Origin of the sequence: Lysobacter sp. TAB13 (assembly GCF_052113885.1) — a bacterium.
Classification (GTDB): Bacteria; Pseudomonadota; Gammaproteobacteria; order Xanthomonadales; family Xanthomonadaceae; genus Lysobacter; species Lysobacter gummosus.
Genome location: NZ_JBFRDR010000003.1, coordinates 251,393 through 269,048 on the forward strand (window position 1 = coordinate 251,393; position 17,656 = coordinate 269,048).

The 17,656-nt window shown below is 64.5% G+C and carries 14 protein-coding genes; 6 read left to right on the forward strand and 8 right to left on the reverse strand.

The window, feature by feature from the left end:
- Positions 1-151: 151 nt before the first annotated feature.
- Entirely contained in the window at positions 152-685 is a 534-nt protein-coding gene (locus AB4Y92_RS05840; protein ID WP_441818767.1) for a GspH/FimT family pseudopilin, read from the forward strand.
- Between the two features lie 84 nt (positions 686-769).
- Here the strand turns inward: AB4Y92_RS05840 and AB4Y92_RS05845 are convergent, their stop codons facing one another.
- Entirely contained in the window at positions 770-1,297 is a 528-nt protein-coding gene (locus AB4Y92_RS05845) for a GspH/FimT family pseudopilin (RefSeq protein ID WP_441818768.1), read from the reverse strand.
- Between the two features lie 691 nt (positions 1,298-1,988).
- Here AB4Y92_RS05845 and AB4Y92_RS05850 point away from each other — a divergent pair.
- The 3 genes from AB4Y92_RS05850 to corA all read left to right on the forward strand — a co-directional run bounded on the left by AB4Y92_RS05850 (position 1,989) and on the right by corA (position 5,420).
- Positions 1,989-2,858, forward strand: coding sequence for an HlyC/CorC family transporter (locus AB4Y92_RS05850; RefSeq protein WP_057943790.1), 870 nt, complete (start codon positions 1,989-1,991; stop codon positions 2,856-2,858).
- Between the two features lie 243 nt (positions 2,859-3,101).
- Entirely contained in the window at positions 3,102-4,388 is a 1,287-nt protein-coding gene (locus AB4Y92_RS05855; RefSeq protein ID WP_441818769.1) for a lipoprotein N-acyltransferase Lnb domain-containing protein, read from the forward strand.
- Positions 4,389-4,427: 39 nt separating this feature from the next.
- On the forward strand, positions 4,428-5,420 hold the full coding sequence (corA, locus tag AB4Y92_RS05860) for a magnesium/cobalt transporter CorA (protein ID WP_057943792.1): 993 nt from the start codon (positions 4,428-4,430) through the stop codon (positions 5,418-5,420).
- A gap of 144 nt (positions 5,421-5,564) precedes the next feature.
- Here the strand turns inward: corA and AB4Y92_RS05865 are convergent, their stop codons facing one another.
- From AB4Y92_RS05865 to AB4Y92_RS05890, 6 genes are read right to left on the reverse strand one after another with little or no spacing between them, the layout of a single operon-like run.
- Positions 5,565-6,041, reverse strand: a complete 477-nt coding sequence (locus tag AB4Y92_RS05865) for a type IV pilin protein (RefSeq protein WP_441818770.1) — start codon at positions 6,039-6,041, stop codon at positions 5,565-5,567.
- Positions 5,996-9,829, reverse strand: a complete 3,834-nt coding sequence (locus tag AB4Y92_RS05870; RefSeq protein ID WP_441818771.1) for a pilus assembly protein — start codon at positions 9,827-9,829, stop codon at positions 5,996-5,998. The genes AB4Y92_RS05865 and AB4Y92_RS05870 overlap by 46 nt, the downstream gene beginning before the upstream one ends.
- Positions 9,830-9,838: 9 nt before the next feature.
- A complete protein-coding gene (locus tag AB4Y92_RS05875) occupies positions 9,839-10,327 on the reverse strand; it encodes a PilX N-terminal domain-containing pilus assembly protein (RefSeq protein ID WP_441818772.1) in 489 nt (162 codons plus the stop codon).
- Between the two features lie 26 nt (positions 10,328-10,353).
- Complete coding sequence (locus AB4Y92_RS05880; RefSeq protein WP_441818773.1) at positions 10,354-11,604, reverse strand: PilW family protein; 1,251 nt, start codon at positions 11,602-11,604, stop codon at positions 10,354-10,356.
- On the reverse strand, positions 11,601-12,086 hold the full coding sequence (gene pilV / locus AB4Y92_RS05885; protein ID WP_441818774.1) for a type IV pilus modification protein PilV: 486 nt from the start codon (positions 12,084-12,086) through the stop codon (positions 11,601-11,603). The genes AB4Y92_RS05880 and pilV overlap by 4 nt, the downstream gene beginning before the upstream one ends.
- Positions 12,083-12,700 carry a GspH/FimT family pseudopilin gene (locus AB4Y92_RS05890; RefSeq protein WP_441818775.1) on the reverse strand — a complete coding sequence of 206 codons (618 nt, stop codon included), beginning with the start codon at positions 12,698-12,700 and terminating at the stop codon, positions 12,083-12,085. Before AB4Y92_RS05890 ends, pilV begins: the two co-directional genes overlap by 4 nt.
- A 1,109-nt stretch (positions 12,701-13,809) precedes the next feature.
- On the opposite strand from AB4Y92_RS05890, the gene AB4Y92_RS05895 reads away from it, so the two are divergent.
- Positions 13,810-15,882, forward strand: coding sequence for a carbon starvation CstA family protein (locus AB4Y92_RS05895; RefSeq protein ID WP_441818776.1), 2,073 nt, complete (start codon positions 13,810-13,812; stop codon positions 15,880-15,882).
- Between the two features lies 1 nt (position 15,883).
- On the forward strand, positions 15,884-16,105 hold the full coding sequence (locus AB4Y92_RS05900; protein ID WP_057943794.1) for a YbdD/YjiX family protein: 222 nt from the start codon (positions 15,884-15,886) through the stop codon (positions 16,103-16,105).
- A gap of 151 nt (positions 16,106-16,256) precedes the next feature.
- Here the strand turns inward: AB4Y92_RS05900 and AB4Y92_RS05905 are convergent, their stop codons facing one another.
- Positions 16,257-17,516 (reverse strand): DUF819 family protein, encoded by a 1,260-nt coding sequence (locus AB4Y92_RS05905; protein WP_441818777.1) that lies wholly within the window; start codon positions 17,514-17,516, stop codon positions 16,257-16,259.
- Positions 17,517-17,656: the final 140 nt, after the last annotated feature.

Here is a 17,656-nt window from a genome sequence, read left to right on the forward strand (position 1 = left end):
GGCCGTGCGCACCGGCCCGGGTCGAATCCGCGTCGCAACGCTCGACTACGGCAAGGCAATGCGATCGCCCACAAGAAAATCGGAAAACGCCTATCGCCGGGCCGCACTCGAAACTCCGACACTGCCTCCATCCACCAACCAAGGAAGGCCGATGAAGCGTATGCAGGGAATTTCCGTTATCGAGGTATTGATAGCCTTTTTGATCGTCGCGATACTGGCCGGCGTCGCGCTGCCCGCGAGCGTCTCGATGTATACCCGCTTCGGCTTCGACCAGACCGCAATGACCTTGGGCGAAAGCGTGCTGACCTCCAGCCGGACCGCCGTCGCTACCGGCAGCGCCACGATCATCTGCCCGACCGCGCAAGACGGAGGTTGCCGGCAGGACTCGGACTGGAGCCAAGGCTGGCAAGTGTTCGCCGATGTCGACGACGATCGCGAATTCGGGCCGCGCGACACGCTCATCGGGCGCTACGCGCCGTGGTCGCAACGGCTGCGTATTTCCAGTAACGATGGGCGCAAGCGCATCGTGTTCCAGCCCGACGGCGGCAGCGCAGGCACCAATCTGACCTTCACTCTATGCAGTCGCGACACCCGCGAAGCACGCGTGCTGGTTTTGGCGAACTCGGGACGATTCAGGATCGGGGCGACGCCGGGAGAGGTGGCGCAGCGGTGTTGGAATCAGTGAGCCTTATCCAATTACGGGATCGTGGTCGCGGGCGCTCATCGCGGCACGCGGCTTGCGAGCGTTGCTGGCGGAGGTGTTGCGCGACTACTCGCAAGCCGCCGGCTTCACCCGCACTTGGCCGCTGGAGGCGACGGTGATCCGGCGCGCATCGTTCTGGCCGTTCGCGCAAGACGCGTAGGTCAAGGCGAAATCGCGTTGCCGCCCGTCCGACAGGCGGCCGCGACGGTCGAACGCCAGGGCGGCCGCGGCTGCGGGGGCGCCGGTCGCTTTCAGATCGATGCGATCCTGCGCGGCCGTGCGGCGCAGGATTTCACCGGCCGAGGGCATCCGGTCCTGGTTGCGATCGAACCAGACGATCCAGCCATCGTTCCAACTGCCGCTGCAATGTTTGCCGTCGGCGCTCGCGCACACCTGGCCCTCGTGCAGGCTACCGAACGAGCGGTTCCTGGCCAGGCTGAGCGCGACGATGAATTCGTTGGTCGAGACCGCCACGCGATTGGCACGCATCGACTGGCGGATGTCGGGCAACACCATCGCCAGGACGATCGCGGCGATGGCGGTCGCAAGTAAAAACTCGATCAAGGTAAAGCCGCTTTCACGATGGCTGCGCATCGTCGTTTCCCCGATAAATCACAGGGAAATCGTCGAGGTCCTTTGAAGCGCGCGGCGTGAAGTCGGCGACCGGCGGCGCGGATATCGGGACGAACGGAAAAACATCATAATTATCCGTGCCGGGTGGTATCTCAGCGATGCATCGTCATCGGCGTCAGCGCTGAACGGCTAGTTTTTTGCACGGAATTCATGACTGACTTTTAATCGCGGAACTATCACTTGCTACTTGGAAGACACACAACTTGTTGACTGATCTGTCGATGGGGCCAACGGCGTTTTTCGCCGCGCTACCGATTCCGCCTTCTGCCGGAAAGCCGTGATGGTGCCGGTGCTGAGCCGGCGCCGCTCGGCTTGGCCTCAACCGATCGAGTCCGATCGCCCCAACCCGACATCGCGATGTCGCGCGGTGCGCCTCGGCTTGCGACCACGGCGAACCATTGCCCCCGCATGTGGAAAGCTGTGTCCGGACAGGTGCAGGCGTCGCGTTGGAATCATCGAGTCCGCGCCCGGGCAAGGACCAGTCCACACCAAGCGAGCAAAGCGATCCCGCCGCCCACCCGTGCTCCCTCGCCCCGAACCCCGCATTCAGAATCCCCCCGGCCGCCCCCGGCTGGCTCCGCCCGAAACGGTCTTCCGGGTTAAACTCCCTCCTTTCGTCCCTCCCCCCCGAGGGACATAGCGCAAAAATCGAATGTCCGAGGACGACAGTAGTAGCACCCACCCGCCGGAATCCCACGAGAAACGGCGCTCCTGGCTCGACCGCATCAGTTCCGCGCTGTCGGGCGAGCCCAGTTCCCGCGAAGACCTGGTCGAGTTGCTGCGCGATGCGCAATCCGATGGCCTGATCGCCGCCGACACCTTGCGCATGATGGAAGGCGCGATCGCCGTATCCGACCTCACCGTCGGCGATGTGATGATCCCGCGCTCGCAGATGGTCGCGTTGCCGGCCGAAGCCAAGTTCCTCGACCTGATGAAGATGGTGGTCGAATCCGGCCATTCGCGCTTCCCGGTGCATGGCGAGGACAAGGACGAGATTCTCGGCATCCTGCTGGCCAAGGATCTGCTGCGCGGCGTGGTCGCCGACAACGGTCCGGGCAGCATCCACGAATTGCTGCGGCCGGCCGTGCTGATTCCCGAATCCAAGCGCCTGGACGTGCTGCTGCGCGAGTTCCGCCAGTCGCGCAACCACATGGCGATCGTGATCGACGAGCACGGCGGCGTCGCCGGCCTGCTGACCATCGAGGACGTGCTGGAACAGATCGTCGGCGAGATCGACGACGAGCACGACGAAGCGGAAAACCCCGACGCGCTGATCGCGGCCCAGGCCGACGGCCAGTACGTGGTCGATGCGCTCACGCCGATCGACGATTTCAACGAGCGCTTCGGCGCGGATTTCGACGACGACGAGTACGACACCATCGGCGGTCTGGTGACCGCGGCGATCGGCCATCTGCCCGAAGCCGGCGAGGAGCTGACGCTGGACCGGTTCGTGTTCCGCGTGGCCAGCGCGGATGTGCGGCGCGTGCATGCCTTCCATGTCGGGGTGTTGGGGAACGGTTGAGTTCGGGTGCCGGCTGAGTCGGCATCGGCGGGGCTGGGTTGACGTCTGTCCCCAGCCCTTTCGGTGCGGCTTTGCAGCGCCACACTTTGTTCCGAACTGCGTCGCGGCTGATCGAAAAGCGTCGGGGCTAAAGCTCCCTCCCACAAGAACCTACGGAAGGTTCGAGTCGCGCCCGCCCTGCCCGGCACTGCCGCCCAGGCTGTTTACAATGGCCGCCACCCGCCCCGCCGGACCAGGCTCCCCGTGACCTCTCTTTCCCGTTTCGTCCGGCTGTACGCCTTCGCCGCGCTGGTGCTGATCCAATCCCTGGCCTACGCCGCACCCGGCGCGAGCAGCGCCGCGGCCACGCCGTCCACCGCGACCCAACCCGCCGCAACGGCCCGGCCCGCGGCCGGAACCACCGCCACGCCGCAGCCGCCGCGCGTGGGCATGGTCACCATGCAGCCGGGCCAGGAGTTCTGGTCGCGCTTCGGCCACGACGCACTGGTGGTGCTCGACCAGGACAGCGGCGCGGCGATCTCGTACAACTTCGGCTTCTTCGATCCGAGCGAGCCCGACTTCATCCAGCGCTTCATCGACAACAACATGCGCTATCGCCTGGTCGCGTTGCCGTTCGACCAGGACATGGCCCAGTACGGCTACGAAGGCCGCGGCGTGTCGATCCAGTGGCTGAATCTGAGCCCGGCGCAGGCGCGGCAGATCGCCGAGGCGCTGCGGGTCAATGCCCTGCCCGAGAACGCCTTCTACCGTTACCAGTATTTCGACGACAACTGCGCCACCCGCGTGCGCGACGCGATCGACACCGTGCTGGGCGGCGCGCTGCGGCGCCAGATCGAGGGCCGCTCGCACGGCAATACCTTGCGCGGCGAAGCGCTGCGCCTGTCCAAGCCGGACCTGTGGATGTGGGCGACGCTGGACATCCTGATGGGGCCGGACACCGACAAGCCGCTGCCGGTGTGGGCCGAGTCCTATGTGCCCGCGCGGCTCGCCGACGCCCTGCGCGAGGCCAAGAACGACCAGGGCCAGCCGCTGGTGCAGGGCGAGCGCGAGCTGCTGCCGCACCGTATCGCGCCGGCGCCGGAGGCGACGCCGCTGCCGTGGTGGCCCTGGGCCCTGGTCGGGCTGGTGTTCGGCGTGGCGCTGGCCTGGATCGGCGACCGCAGCCCGCGGGTGCTGGCGTTCGCCGCCTTGCCGCTGTGGGGCCTGCTCGGTCTGGTCGGCGCGATCCTGGTCTACGGCTGGCTCGGCACCGGCCATAATTACCTCTGGGGGAACCGCAATCTGCTGCTGTTCAACCCGCTGTGCCTGCTGCTGTGGTTCGGCGGCTGGCGCGCGCTGCGCGGGCGCGAGACCGGGCCGGTGTTCGTGTGGCTGACCGCGCTGGCGGCCTTGAGCGCGGTGGCGGCCTTGTTCCTGTACTGGCTGCCGGTGTACCCGCAGCGCAACGCGCATTGGATCGCCCTGTGGCTGCCGATCCACCTGGGCCTGTGGTTCGGCTTCCGCAAAGCCGCCAAGCTGCGCCTGGCCTGACGGCTTGCCCCTGCGGGCGCGCGAGGGCAGGATTCGGCCATGAGCGATCCTTCCCTCCCCCAATGCGTCATCAACTGCGCGGCCTATGGCCGCGACGGCACCCGCCGCGACATTTCACTCGATGCGATCAGCGACGTGCTGGCCGTGGACGACGGCAGCTTCGTCTGGGTCGGCCTGTACGAGCCCGATGAGGGCATCCTGGACAAGCTGCAGGAAGAATTCTGCCTGCACGATCTGGCGGTGGAGGACGCGCACAACGCCCACCAGCGGCCGAAGATCGAGAGCTACGGCAACTCGCTGTTCATCGCCATCCACACCGCGCAGAAGATCGACAACCGCATCCGCTTCGGCGAGACGCATATGTTCGTCGGCCCGCGCTATCTGGTGACCGTGCGCCACGGCGCCTCGATCAGCTACAAGTCCGCGCGCGCGCGCATGGAGCGCGAACCGGACTTGCTCGAACACGGCCCGGGCGCGGCGCTGTACGCGGTGTTCGACAGCGTGGTCGACAACTTCATGCCGATCGTCGAGGGCTTCACGCAGGAGCTCAACGAGCTGGAGAAAGACATCTTCGCGGAAGATTTCAGCAAGGAGACCGTGCAGGAGTTGTACGACCTCAAACGCGAACTCACCCGCCTGCGCATGGCGGTGGCGCCCCTGCAGGACATCCTGGGCCAGCTGACGCGTTCGCGCGGCGGCCTGATCGACGAAGAAATCCAGTTGTACTTCCGCGACGTACTCGATCACGCCGTTCGCATCAACGAAACCACCGACACCTTGCGCGAGATGCTGACCGCCGCGGTCGGCGTGAACCTGTCGCTGGTGACGGTGCGCCAGGGCGAAGTGGTCAAGCGCCTGGGCGCATGGGCGGCGCTGCTGGCCGCGCCCACGCTGGTCGCGAGCTGGTACGGCATGAACTTCGTGCACATGCCGGAACTGCCGGGGCAATGGAGCTACGCGGTGTTGATAGGCGTGGTGATCACCGCATGCGTGGTGCTGTATATCGGGTTCAAGCGGGCCAAGTGGTTGTAAGACGTACGTTACCGCGGCGAACGCATCGCCTGGACGATGCGTTCGCCTCTATGTCGCGAATGGTTTCGCCGATCCGGCGAAACCTTGCCGATGACGACCGGCGATATAGTCACCCCGCCCGATCGAACCCGCTAGCGCCGGCGTTCATTGCCAGCACGCCGGGTCGTCGGGGCGCTTCACGCCGGTCGAATCGATCGACAGCTCGCCGCAACGATCCTTCGTCTGCGGTCCCTGCGGCGTCGCTTTGATGCCGAACTTTTGCGCGGTCGGCGCCTTGTCGAACGCGATCGCATACTGAATGTCGCCGGTCTGCGGCGACCGATTGAACAACAGGCTCGCTCCCGCGTAGCTGCCGTTGACCGTGTAGTAGCGCTCCATCGCCTGGGCGGCTTCGACCAGGTCGGCCTTGGCCTGGCCGCGACGGCTCTTGCGCACGCTGTCTTGATAGGTCGGTATCGCGATGCCGGCGAGTATGCCGACGATGGCGACCACCACCATCAGTTCCATCAGCGTGAAGCCCCGCTCAAGCGACGGTGCCCTTCGTATCGATCGTGTTCTCATCTCGTATCCCCCGGTCAACGCAGCTGACGCCAGGATTGCCGGCCGCAGGCGCGAACCCATTTCACGGTGGGCAAATCCGGGGCGCGAACGATGGCGTAGCAACGCTGATCCGCCTCGGCGGGTTCATTGCCCGCGGCATAAAGATCCGGCGGTGGAGAGGTCAAGTTCAGGCTGGTGCCCTCACTCGGGCCCTTGGCGCTGCCGGAACCCTCGGCCTTGCTGCGGATCGCCCCCACCGGCTCGCCCAGAACGCTGCCGGTCTCGGCCACGTTGCCATTGAGCATGCTGGCCGCGCCGGTGACCACATCCAAGGCATAGAGCCAATTGCTGCTGGGCGAACCGCAAGTTCCGATGGCCAGAGGCTCGTAGGTCGGGAACAGCAGCTTGCCGCTCCAAATCCGCGGATTGCCGACGAAACGCTCGCCCACCTCGATCGGATTGCCGCTATTGCCCGAATCCACGCCCAGGTCGAGGAACCAGCCGGACTGATTCACCGAAGGCCGGAACTGCGTGATCGATCGCTGGTCCTCGGCCGCCGCCGTCTGCTTGTAGACGAATTGCTGCAGCAACTGCGAGCGCCCTTCGATCGGCATATCCCGATCGAGCAAGCCATACATCGTCTGCATGGACTTGTCGCTGGGATCTTGCGTGAACGAATAGCTGCCGGTGCCGAAGAAGATCATCACGTCCTGGCCGATCGAGGTCGCCTCGAAGCCGCCGGTGACCGGCTGGCGTTTGGCGTAGTCGTCCTTGTAGCGCGCGACGAACAGCGGCTTGCCGCCCAGGGCAACCTGGTCGTTGCGCAGATCGAATTTCCACACCGCGCCGTTCAGATCGCCGGCGTACACCGTGTCGGCATAACCGTCCGCGGTCTTGTCGTCGCTGACGCCGCTGTAGCGATCGATCGCCACGATATTGCCCAGACCGTTCTTGGGCCGCGTCGGCAAGGTGCCCTCGCTCTCCTTGGCGCGAATCATCTTGACCGCGCCGGTCGCGATATCCACCACGAACAACACCGCATCGCCCTTGGCGCTGCCGTAGCCGTTGCCGAACACCGCTTTCCAGCTCACCGTACCGCTCGCATCCTTGACCGGAACGACCGCGGCGTCGCCCAGCACGCTGCCGACGTCCTCGCCGCCATTGTCCGCGGATTGGCGGTCATTGAGTTCCCATAACACGTCGAGCTTGCTCTGGTCGGTCACATCGAGCGCGAACACCCCATGGCCGCCGGCGCCGACGCTCGCGACCACGACCGTCTTCCAGCTCGAACCCCAGTAGGCGTCCTGCGCCGTGATCGGGCCGTCCACGTAGTAGCGGTGCTTGAACACCTGATCGGTGCCGTAATCGGCCTGGTACGGAAACAGCAGATTGCCCATGTGGCCCAACGAGGTGGACGGGATGTAGGCGAACGCCTCACTGCCGGAGGTTCCGTCGAAGGCATGGAACATGCCGTCGTTGGCGCCGACGTAGACGAAGGGCTTGCGGTTGCTGCTGCGCTTGGCCTTCAGGTAGTCCTCGTACTTCAACTTGTCCGCGTCCAGGGCCATGTAGCCGTAATCGTCGTTCGCGCCGGTGACCAGCGGCGTGGAATTGACGATATCGCCCAACACCGAGGTGCGCCGGCGCAGCTTGCCGCCGTCGTTGGCGCGGTCGCCGCTCAGATAGGCGACGGCTTCGTCCGCGGTTACCCCGCCGATGCGGTCGAACTTGCCTGCGCAGTTCTGCAGGCGGTCGTTGCTGCTGCACAATGTCTGCTGGAATGTGGTGCCGGCGCCGATGTTGGCCGAGGTAAAGGGCTTGACCTGCGGCTTGATCCCGGCGCTGCTGTCGCCGTAACTGATCTGCCGGCCCGCGCCCAGCAGCGTGCTGGCCTCCCAGGCCTGCGTCCAGACACCGTTGACCAGGCGGCTTGCGCGCAAGCGGCCGTACCAGTCGGTGCCGTTGTTGCCCGCAGCATATTCGGGCTGGACCGACAGCGTGCCGCTGCCGACGCGCGTGCCGGTCATGCCGGTGGCGCCGGAGGGAACGCTGGTGTTGGCGTTGATCGAGCTGACGATGGACTGCATCGCCAAGGTGATGTCGGTCGGCGTCGCCGCGTCGATATAGCGGCCGCGGCCGGTCAAAGTGGCGTGCCACAAGTCGTCGACCGCGGACGCGGTGTTCGGCACGTACTGCGGCCACGCCGGGTAGGGAGCCACGAATGGATCGGGGCGAGCGGTGCCGGGACCATTGGTCTTGCCGTAGAGAGAACCGGGCACGCCCATGGTGATCGCATAGAAGTTCATATGCGGATCGCTACGGCAGTCGAGCCGTGGATCGTTGGGAGTGGTGGCGCAGGCATCCTCGGGGATCGGCACCTTGCCCTTGGGCAGGTCGGAACGCAGGTTGCCGAGGTAATACTTGGCCACGTAGTCGGCCAAGGTGTTTGAGTAGTCGTCCTTGAGCGGCGCGGGCAAGCCACCGTCCGCGTTGCCGACGCCTCCGGGGCCGGCATCCGTCGCCCAACCATCGGTCACCAGCATGCCGATGTTCTTTTGGCAGGCTGCTTTGACCGGCGCACCGGGATCGGTGCGCATGAACTGCTTGCCGATACCGTCCACCGCATAGATATTCGGGGTGCCGCCCATCGTCAACTGCCCGACATTGGCTATTTCGTTCCGATAGAAATCAGCCTTTTCCTGTGCCTTGGAGAAGTCCCTCATCGTCACGTTCGGATACGTCACCGTACCCAGGGGCGTGCCGGGCTTCGCGTTGCGCAACGCCTGGAACGCGGGCGCTTCGTTGATGGTGAACAAGCCGACCCGCATGTCTTCAACACTTTCCAGGGCGATGCTCAGTCCACCGTGCGCGGTCAGATTGCGGTCCCGATAGTAGACGAACCAGTTCGCGAAATTATCGATGGCACGCTGGTAGTCCGCTTGATTGTCGTAATTGTCGGCTTCGATCCGATAGCGATACATCGAACATCCGGTGCCGCAACCATCGTCGATCCGCACGACCTTGCTTTGCTTATATCCGGAGCCGGCCGATAGCGTATCCGATTTGCTGTAGTACGTCGCAGGGAAGTACGGAATCACGGCAACGCAACGGTCGGCTTTTACGATGAGGTCGTCCTTTTCGACCTTTTTCCAAGCAGTGCTGCCAATATTCACGGCGACTAGACCGCCACAGTCGCCTACCGGATCGTTCGCATTCAGCGGCATGTAGTACGGGGTTCCCGCCGGGATGCGCATACCACGAGCGAAAGTGAAGTAGCCCCAAAAGTTACTGACTACGTCCGGCGGAATATAATTTTGAGTCAGATTGACAGAGCCCTTATCCGGTCGATCCGGGTCGAGCAGCGCCGCGGCGGGAACGGCTTGCGGATAGTCTGTAAACCCGCCCTTCCCATCCGCATTCGGCTTGCGCCAGCGCCTGTAGGTAACGAGCGGATTGAAATAAGTTCTGTTGTAGTCGCTGGACCTCGCGGCAGCCGCCTCGTCCAACGGAGGTATGCCCCAACCCGGGCCTTCCACGTTCGTCGTCCTATGAGGTATCACATAGCCAGTGTAGGTCACTGCCCCCCAACCCTTCGGATCCGGCCCGTTGAAAAAGCCATTTTTGTTGGTGATGGTAGGGGGGTCGAAACCCAGCCCGGCAGAATTGGTCTGCGTCAGAATCTGGTAAGTCATCGACCGCGAATCATCCACCGCCATGATGAAAGCCGGCGGCACCACGACCGTATTGCTCAACGGCGCCTGCGCCAGCTCGCCATCGCCCTGGGCGGCCTGGGCGCGATAGTAGAGATAGCCGCCCGCCGCCATTGCCAGCAGGGCCGAAACCGCAACGATGTAACGAGTATTGGACATGGCTGCGTCTCAGGGAACGAAGATGGTGTCGACCACCGCATCGGAAGCGGTGTCCTTGATGCGATCGGCGGCATAGGCGCTGACCTGGAAGATCAGGTTCGGGTCGTCGTTCAACGGCGCCTTGCCCTGCGATACGCTGGAAATGCCGGAGGTGCATTTGTCGATCCGGCGAACGTAGGTATTGGACGTACGCGGCTTGGCGTCGGCCCACTTGACCGGATCGAACCCCGCGCTGGTACACAGCGGCTGGTCGATCTTGATCGACCCGACCGCGCCATTGACTTGGCTCATCAAGGTTCTTTCGACGCCGCGAGCCACTGCCTCGGCGTTCTGGAAGGCCTGGCTGGTGGCGTAGTAATCGGCGGTCATTCGCTCCTGCAGGCTCGTCACCTGCATCGCGGCGATACCCAGCAACGCCAACAGCACCAGGATCACCAGCGCGACGTACAGCACCGCGCCGCGCTGGCTCTTTGACCCAGGCGCCGGCTTAAGCTGCATTGGCCCGATCCGTCCCATATCCCACCTCAATTGCCGCTGAGCCGATTGCGAGCGGCGATGCTGACTTCATAGACGCTGCGATAACGTCCGTCGGAAGGCGCGGTGAACTGCGTCCCCTGCGCGAGCATCGGCGTGCCGCGCGCCACCGCGCTGGCCGGGTCCTTGCTGCGCACGACCAGGCCGACCTGCAACGACCCCACCCGCTGCCAGGCCAATTGCGGCAACCAGCGGTCGACCTCGGGACGACCGCTCGCGGTCAGTGCGACCTCATCGGCCCTGACGATTTTCCCAAGCCGCCCCAACACCAGCTTGCCGGCGGACGTGGTCACGTCGAGCCCGTACAGCAATTGCAGACTCTCCACGCCATCGACCAGCGCTTCGCTGTTGACGGTGATGGCGGCGGAACCCGGTTCGGCGTTGAAACGCGCGCGATACAGTGCCGGCTGGGAAGCGCCGGTCTTCACTCCGACGTAGTAGACGAAGCTGTCGGCACGGTACAACCGCGCCTGGCCGATGCTGAACACGTCGCCGCCGTCGAAACCGCTCTGGTTCAAGCCGCCGGTACGGATATGGATTTGCGCCGCGCCGCTGCCGGCCGATACCGAGTCGGCATGAAACAAGGCCACCGAGCGGCAATCGGCGATGCCGAACAACCCCGGCGCGTCGAGTTCGCGCTTGAGCACCGGCCATTGCTTCGAATCGACCTCGACGGTGGCATGCGCGGGGTCGGCGCGATCGACGGTGAATCCGGTCACCTCCACGCTTTCGGGCGACAGCGCGCGCAGCACTACGATGTCGCTGCCGCGTACCGGCGCAGGGCTCAACCCGGCGATCGCATCGGGCAGCGCGGGAGTCCAGTCGCCTGAGGCGCCCCGAACGGGTTCGCCCAGGCTCACGATTTGCTTGGGCCCGGTGCCCTTCGCCTCGTAACCGTACAAGGACAGATCGAAACTCAGCGCTTCCTTGTTGGCGACGGACGGAATCGTTTCGAAGTCGGTGGGACTTTTGAGGAACAGCTCGCGGAATCCGACCGCGCCGTTCTGGAAGTGCAATTGATCCGAAGAGCAGCCGAAATGGCCGGCTTCGCGAAGATCGCGTTGCAGATAGTCGAAAGCGAAACGCGAACTCTCCTGCACCCGCGCCGCGCCCTGCGCCAGCGAATACGACGCGCGCGAAGCGGAGAATATCTTGACCAGGCCGAGCAGCAGCAGGCCGCTCAACAGCAGCGCCACCATCAGTTCGATCAGCGACAAGCCCGTTTGCCGCGTCGTGCTCATAACTGGCTCTCCAGGCGGAAGGTGGTGGTGGGCGCCAGCGGGTTCCAACGCTTCGCGTCGCCCCATTCGATCTGTACCGAAACCTTGCCGGTGCCGCGATCCACCGCGACCACACCGCTGGCCGAATCGCCCAGCTTCTGCTTCATCGCGCAAGCGAAACGGGCCATGCGAGCGGCCACGGTGGTCGCATCGACGGCGACGCAATTGGCGTCCTGTGCCTGGGACGCGAGGTAGGTTCCGGCGTAGTTCGCAGCGAACATCCGGTCCCTGCGCAGTTGATCCAACATCTCGTTGGCCAGATTGGTCGCGACGGTGCGGTTGTTGCTGCTCTGGGTGAGGCGCAGATTGGTGGTCTGCAGCATCGCCAGGCCCAGCAGGCCGAATCCGAGCACGAGCAAGCTCACCAACACTTCGATCAGGCTCAGGCCGGCGGCGGAAGCGGGCGAGCGCGGCGAGTCGCGCCGTATGCGCATGGCCTTCATGGGCACTCCTCCCGGTTGATGTCGGCATGTCCGGCGGCGTTGATCGCGATAGAGCGGCGATTGGCGACGCCTTTTTCGCAGACCTCGCTCTTGATTTCGATCACCGTATTGGCGGTGCCGATGCGGCGACCGCGCGCGCTGAAAGCGATCGACTCGGCCCCTTCGACGACATTGGCGCCGGCGACGTTCACGACCACGCCGCTCCGCGGCTCGACGATCCGGCGCACCTCATCGCCGTTCAGGCCGCCGCTGCGGTCTTCGTCGGTCCACACCAGCAATCCCTGGGACCAGTTGCCGCCGCAGGCGCCTTTGTTGTTCGGGCAGATCTGCGCGGTCTCCTTGCTGCGCATGGCTTCCATGCGGGCGAAGTTGATCGTCGCCAGCAGCGTGTTGGCGGCGGAAGACACGCGGTTGGAACGGATGCTGGCGGTGAAGGACGGCAAGGCCAGCCCGAGAAGGATTGCGGCGACGGCGATGGTCACCATCAACTCGATCAGGCTGAAACCGGCCTGCCGCCCACAAGTCGCGGCGCCGCCGCGACAGTTCCCCTGTTCTTCCGGAATGGATATCCGGGTTTCATGCGGTGAACGCATTGCCATCGCCCCTTCCTGCACAACTTAGGTTCCGGGCCGCGACGCCCGGAGATAATCGCGACACCGACGCTTGCCTTGCCGTTGAAACTCACGGCCATCGCCGTTTGCCGCAGATGCGGCGACAACGAGGCCTTGGCGATAAGGCAAACGATCAAATCGCGATATGAGGCTAGACAAATGCGATTACCGCGTCGATACGCGGATTCGACGCGCTCATGCCATTAGTTCATGGCCCACGGACGTATGCCGCCGAGGCACGTTGCGCGCCCTGGAAGCTCGCCTTGCTCCGCCGACAATCGTTTCGCTCGCCGGGGAGGCGCTGATGCGGGCAAATGAAATACGTATATGATTGACTTACATGAGGTTTAAGAAACCATCACAGCCGCAGCACCGGTGCTAACTGGTGCATATGAAACGCAAAAAATAAATAGCCATGATGTAAATTAAATTATATTTCCGCACCAGAAATACACATAAACAGCTCGCGCAGCCGAACGAATAAGTACGCACTTATTTCAGCAAAACATTACCTCTCACATAAAAATAGCAATCACGCGGCACACATATTTATATTTCCTAGCACCCGGACCGACCGTTTTCTCTGACGAACGCGCACTTGCCCCGGACAAAAGGTCAAGCCGCTCGATCGCTTTATCGGTGGCCGGCAATCTTTCAAGTCGTTGTCCTTGCGCTGTGCGCCGCACGCCGCACTCGCGTGCGCTCATCCGCAAGCAGCATGCGAGCGGGCAAGGCGTTCAATGCGCACACGATCCGCAGCGCGGGGAGCAAACGGACACTGGAGCGGATCGTCCGCTATCGGCTCGCAGTCGGCCGTCCGGGTCCTGCGCGGGCGCGCCCGAAGCGGTGAGCCGCAGCCACGCAACACCGGCGGTTCATCGCTCCAGTTGGCTTTCGACCGCTGAAGACGCGGACCGGCCGGCCCGGAGCCTATCGTCCGGAGCGCAGGTTCCCGATCGCCTTCACTCGATCCAAGCCCGAAACCATCGAGCGGCGACACGCATGCCTAAGACCAAAGTATCAGCCGCATTTGCGTGCCTTTGCCGCGCTGCGCATTGACCCGCCCGGTCGCAGGGGCGACGCTTCGGGAGTTCAAAACCGGGAGGGTCGTCATGAAAGGTGGTCTGGGCAAATTGGGCTGGGCGGCCCTCGCAATCCTCGGGGCGTTCTGCCTCGGCACGATCGCGCTGCGGCGCGGCGAACACATCAACGCGCTGTGGATCGTGGTCGCGGCGGTGTCGATCTACCTGGTCGCGTATCGCTACTACTCCCTGTTCATCGCCAACAAGGTGATGCAGCTCGACCCGACCCGGGCCACGCCCGCGGTCATCAACAACGACGGCCTGGACTACGTTCCCACCAACAAGCACGTGCTGTTCGGCCATCACTTCGCCGCCATCGCCGGCGCCGGCCCGCTGGTCGGCCCGGTGCTGGCCGCGCAGATGGGCTACCTGCCCGGCCTGCTGTGGCTGATCGTCGGCGTGGTCCTGGCCGGCGCGGTGCAGGACTTCATGGTCCTGTTCGTCTCCAGCCGCCGCAACGGCCGCTCGCTCGGCGACCTGGTTCGCGAGGAGATGGGCCGCGTGCCCGGCACCATCGCCCTGTTCGGCGCGTTCCTGATCATGATCATCATCCTCGCGGTGCTGGCGATGATCGTGGTCAAGGCGCTGGCGGAAAGCCCGTGGGGCATGTTCACGGTGATGGCGACCTTGCCGATCGCGGTGATGATGGGCGTGTACATGCGTTACATCCGCCCGGGCAAGATCGGCGAGATTTCCGTGGTCGGCCTGATCCTGCTGCTGGCGGCGATCTGGTACGGCGGGGTGATCGCCGCCGATCCGGTGTGGGGCCCGCGCTTCACCTTCACCGGCACCCAGATCACCTGGATGCTGATCGGCTACGGCTTCGTCGCCGCGGTGCTGCCGGTGTGGCTGGTGCTGGCGCCGCGCGACTACCTGTCCACGTTCCTGAAGATCGGCACCATCATCGCGTTGGCGATCGGCATCGTCATCGTGATGCCCGACCTGCGCATGCCCGCGCTGACCCAGTTCACCGACGGCACCGGGCCGGTGTGGAAAGGCGGGCTGTTCCCGTTCTTGTTCATCACCATCGCCTGCGGCGCGGTGTCGGGCTTCCACGCGCTGATCTCCTCGGGCACCACGCCCAAGCTGCTCGCCAATGAAGCGCACATGCGCTACATCGGCTACGGCGGCATGCTGATGGAATCCTTCGTCGCGATCATGGCGCTGGTCGCGGCCTCGGTGATCGAGCCGGGCGTGTACTTCGCCATGAACAGTCCGGCCGCGCTGGTCGGCACCGACGTGCACGCGGTCGCGCAGACCATCAGCGGCTGGGGCTTCAGCGTGACCCCGGAAATGCTCGAAGCGACGGCGAAGGACATCGGCGAACACACCATCCTCGCCCGCGCCGGCGGCGCGCCGACATTGGCGGTCGGCATCGCCCAGATCCTGCACAACGTGTTGCCGGGCGAGAACACGATGGCGTTCTGGTATCACTTCGCGATCCTGTTCGAAGCCTTGTTCATCCTCACCGCGGTCGATGCCGGCACCCGCGCCGGGCGCTTCATGCTGCAGGACCTGCTCGGCAGCTTCGTGCCGGCGCTGCGCCGCACCGAGGCCTGGGGCCCGAACCTGCTCGCCACCGGCGGCTGCGTCGCCTTGTGGGGTTACTTCCTGTATCAGGGCGTGGTCGATCCGCTCGGCGGCATCAACACGCTGTGGCCGTTGTTCGGCATCGCCAACCAGATGCTCGCCGGCATCGCGCTGATGCTGTGCACGGTGGCGCTGTTCAAGCTCAAGCGCGATCGCTACGCCTGGGTGACGATCCTGCCCGCGGTGTGGCTGTTGATCTGCACCAGCTCGGCCGGCCTGATCAAGATCTTCGACGGCAACCCGTCGGTGGGCTTCCTGGCGCAGGCGCACAAGTACAGCGCCGCGATCGCCAAGGGCGAAGTGGTGGCGCCGGCCAAGAGTATCGATCAGATGCAGCAGATCATGGTCAACAGCTACGTCAACACCGGCCTGACCGCGCTGTTCCTGTTCGTGGTGTTCAGCGTGCTGGTGTATTCGATCGGCGCGATCGTGAAGGCGCGGGCGAACCCGCAGCGCAGCGATCGCGAGTCCCCTTACGTGGCGCTCAAGCCCAACGAAATGGCGAACCTGTGACATGGGCACCGAACTCGTACCCGTCAGCCAGTACCAGATCTACAAGCGCACCTGGCGCCGCCTGGTGCAGACCGCGCGGCTGTGCTGCGGGGTGCCGGATTACGACAACTATGTCCGGCACCTGATGGAGAAACATCCGGAGCGGCCGATTCCGGATTACGCGACCTTCTTCCGCGAGCGGCAGAAGGCGCGTTATGGCGGTGGGCGGATCGGCTGTTGTTGAACTAACGCCGATGCGAATGAGCGAAGGCCGCCCTCGGGCGGCCTTTTCATTGGATGGGTGCTGGCGATTCGATGCTTGCGCCGCTATGCATGGCAGTGCAGCCGAAGACACGCCGCTGCAATACACATCGCCTCTCTCCCATACACGGACTTCAAGCCGGCGAAGCGCCGGCCAACGAACGCAAGGTGATTCCGACCACATACGCCAATCCCGTACCCGTCGCATAACCCAAGGTCCCGAGCAACGCCCCCACCGGCGCCAGCGAAGGATGGAACGCCGAAGCCACCACCGGCGCCGATGCCGGCCCGCCGATATTGCTCTGCGAGCCGATCGCGAAATAGAAGAACGGCACCCGCAGCAGGCGGCCGACGCCCCACAAGATCAGGATATGCACCGCGATCCAGATCAGGCCCAGCGCGAACAGCCACGGCTTGTCGAGCAAGGCCAGGATGTTCATCTGCAACCCGATGCAGGCGATCAGGAAGTACAGCAGCAGGCTGCCGATCTTCGACGCGCCCGCGCCTTCGAGTTCGCGCGCGCGGGTGAAGCTCAGCGCCAGTCCGGCGAAGGTGGACACCGCCACCACCCAGAAGAACGGTTCGTGCAGGCTGACCGTGCGCGCCCACGACACGTTGTCGGCGAACCAGGCCGACAACGGGCCGGCTATGGCGTGCGCCAATCCGACCACGCCGAACGCGATGCCGACGATCATCGCCAGATCGGTCAGGCTCGCCACGCGCTGGTGCTGAGCCTGGAAGCTTTCGATGCGCTGCTTGAGCTCCTCGATGCCGCGCGTGTCGGCGCCGCTGCGCTCGTCGATCTGCTTGGCGCGGCTGGCCAGGAAAATCAGCACCGCCATCCACACATAGCCCACGCCGACATCGACCACCGCGAACTGGCCGAAGGTGGTCGCATCGACCTGGAAGATTTCTTTCATCGCCAGCATGTTGGCGCCGCCGCCGATCCAGCTTCCGGCCAGCGCGGCCATGCCGCCCCAGGTGTCGCCGGAGACGGTTTCCGGATGGAAGGCGCGCATCGCCACGAAGGCGACGATCGCGCCGAACATCACGCTGAGCGAGGACACCGCGTACATCACCAACAGCTTCGGGCCCAGCCGGAGCACGCCCTTGAGATCGATGGTGAGCGTCAGCAGTACCAGCGCCGCCGGCAGCAGCACGCGGCTGGCGACCGGGTTGTAGAGCTTGGTGTTCTGGCCGTCGACCAGGCCGATGGTGTTGTAGATGCCCGGAATGAAGTAGCACAGCAGCAGCGCCGGCACGAAGGTATAGAACTTCTTCCAGAACCCGGTTTCTTTCGACGAGGTCCAGAACACCAGCCCCAGCGTCGCGGCGATCAGGCCGAGGACGACGATGTCGTTGCTGATGAGCGCCGTGTGGGCGGTGTCTGGCATGCGGGGATTCCGTTGCGTTGGCGTTCCCGCTTGTACTTCGAATTGGTCGAGGCGGGCAAGGGCCGGGAGTTGTCCGCGCGCGGAAACCATTGCCCCCCTTTGAAAAGGGGGCTGCGCGTTGCGTTGCTGGAGGTCTTGAA

What these genes read in the sequence shown, in the direction of transcription:
- AB4Y92_RS05865 (WP_441818770.1), bottom strand. Translation starts at nt 6,041, where the DNA reads ATGGGTTCGCGCCTGCGGCCGGCAATCCTGGCGTCAGCTGCGTTGACC.
- AB4Y92_RS05905 (WP_441818777.1), bottom strand. Translation starts at nt 17,516, where the DNA reads ATGCCAGACACCGCCCACACGGCGCTCATCAGCAACGACATCGTCGTC.
- AB4Y92_RS05895 (WP_441818776.1), top strand. Translation starts at nt 13,810, where the DNA reads ATGAAAGGTGGTCTGGGCAAATTGGGCTGGGCGGCCCTCGCAATCCTC.
- AB4Y92_RS05880 (WP_441818773.1), bottom strand. Translation starts at nt 11,604, where the DNA reads ATGAGCACGACGCGGCAAACGGGCTTGTCGCTGATCGAACTGATGGTG.
- AB4Y92_RS05850 (WP_057943790.1), top strand. Translation starts at nt 1,989, where the DNA reads ATGTCCGAGGACGACAGTAGTAGCACCCACCCGCCGGAATCCCACGAG.
- AB4Y92_RS05900 (WP_057943794.1), top strand. Translation starts at nt 15,884, where the DNA reads ATGGGCACCGAACTCGTACCCGTCAGCCAGTACCAGATCTACAAGCGC.
- AB4Y92_RS05870 (WP_441818771.1), bottom strand. Translation starts at nt 9,829, where the DNA reads ATGTCCAATACTCGTTACATCGTTGCGGTTTCGGCCCTGCTGGCAATG.
- AB4Y92_RS05840 (WP_441818767.1), top strand. Translation starts at nt 152, where the DNA reads ATGAAGCGTATGCAGGGAATTTCCGTTATCGAGGTATTGATAGCCTTT.
- pilV (WP_441818774.1), bottom strand. Translation starts at nt 12,086, where the DNA reads ATGAAGGCCATGCGCATACGGCGCGACTCGCCGCGCTCGCCCGCTTCC.
- AB4Y92_RS05875 (WP_441818772.1), bottom strand. Translation starts at nt 10,327, where the DNA reads ATGCAGCTTAAGCCGGCGCCTGGGTCAAAGAGCCAGCGCGGCGCGGTG.
- corA (WP_057943792.1), top strand. Translation starts at nt 4,428, where the DNA reads ATGAGCGATCCTTCCCTCCCCCAATGCGTCATCAACTGCGCGGCCTAT.
- AB4Y92_RS05845 (WP_441818768.1), bottom strand. Translation starts at nt 1,297, where the DNA reads ATGCGCAGCCATCGTGAAAGCGGCTTTACCTTGATCGAGTTTTTACTT.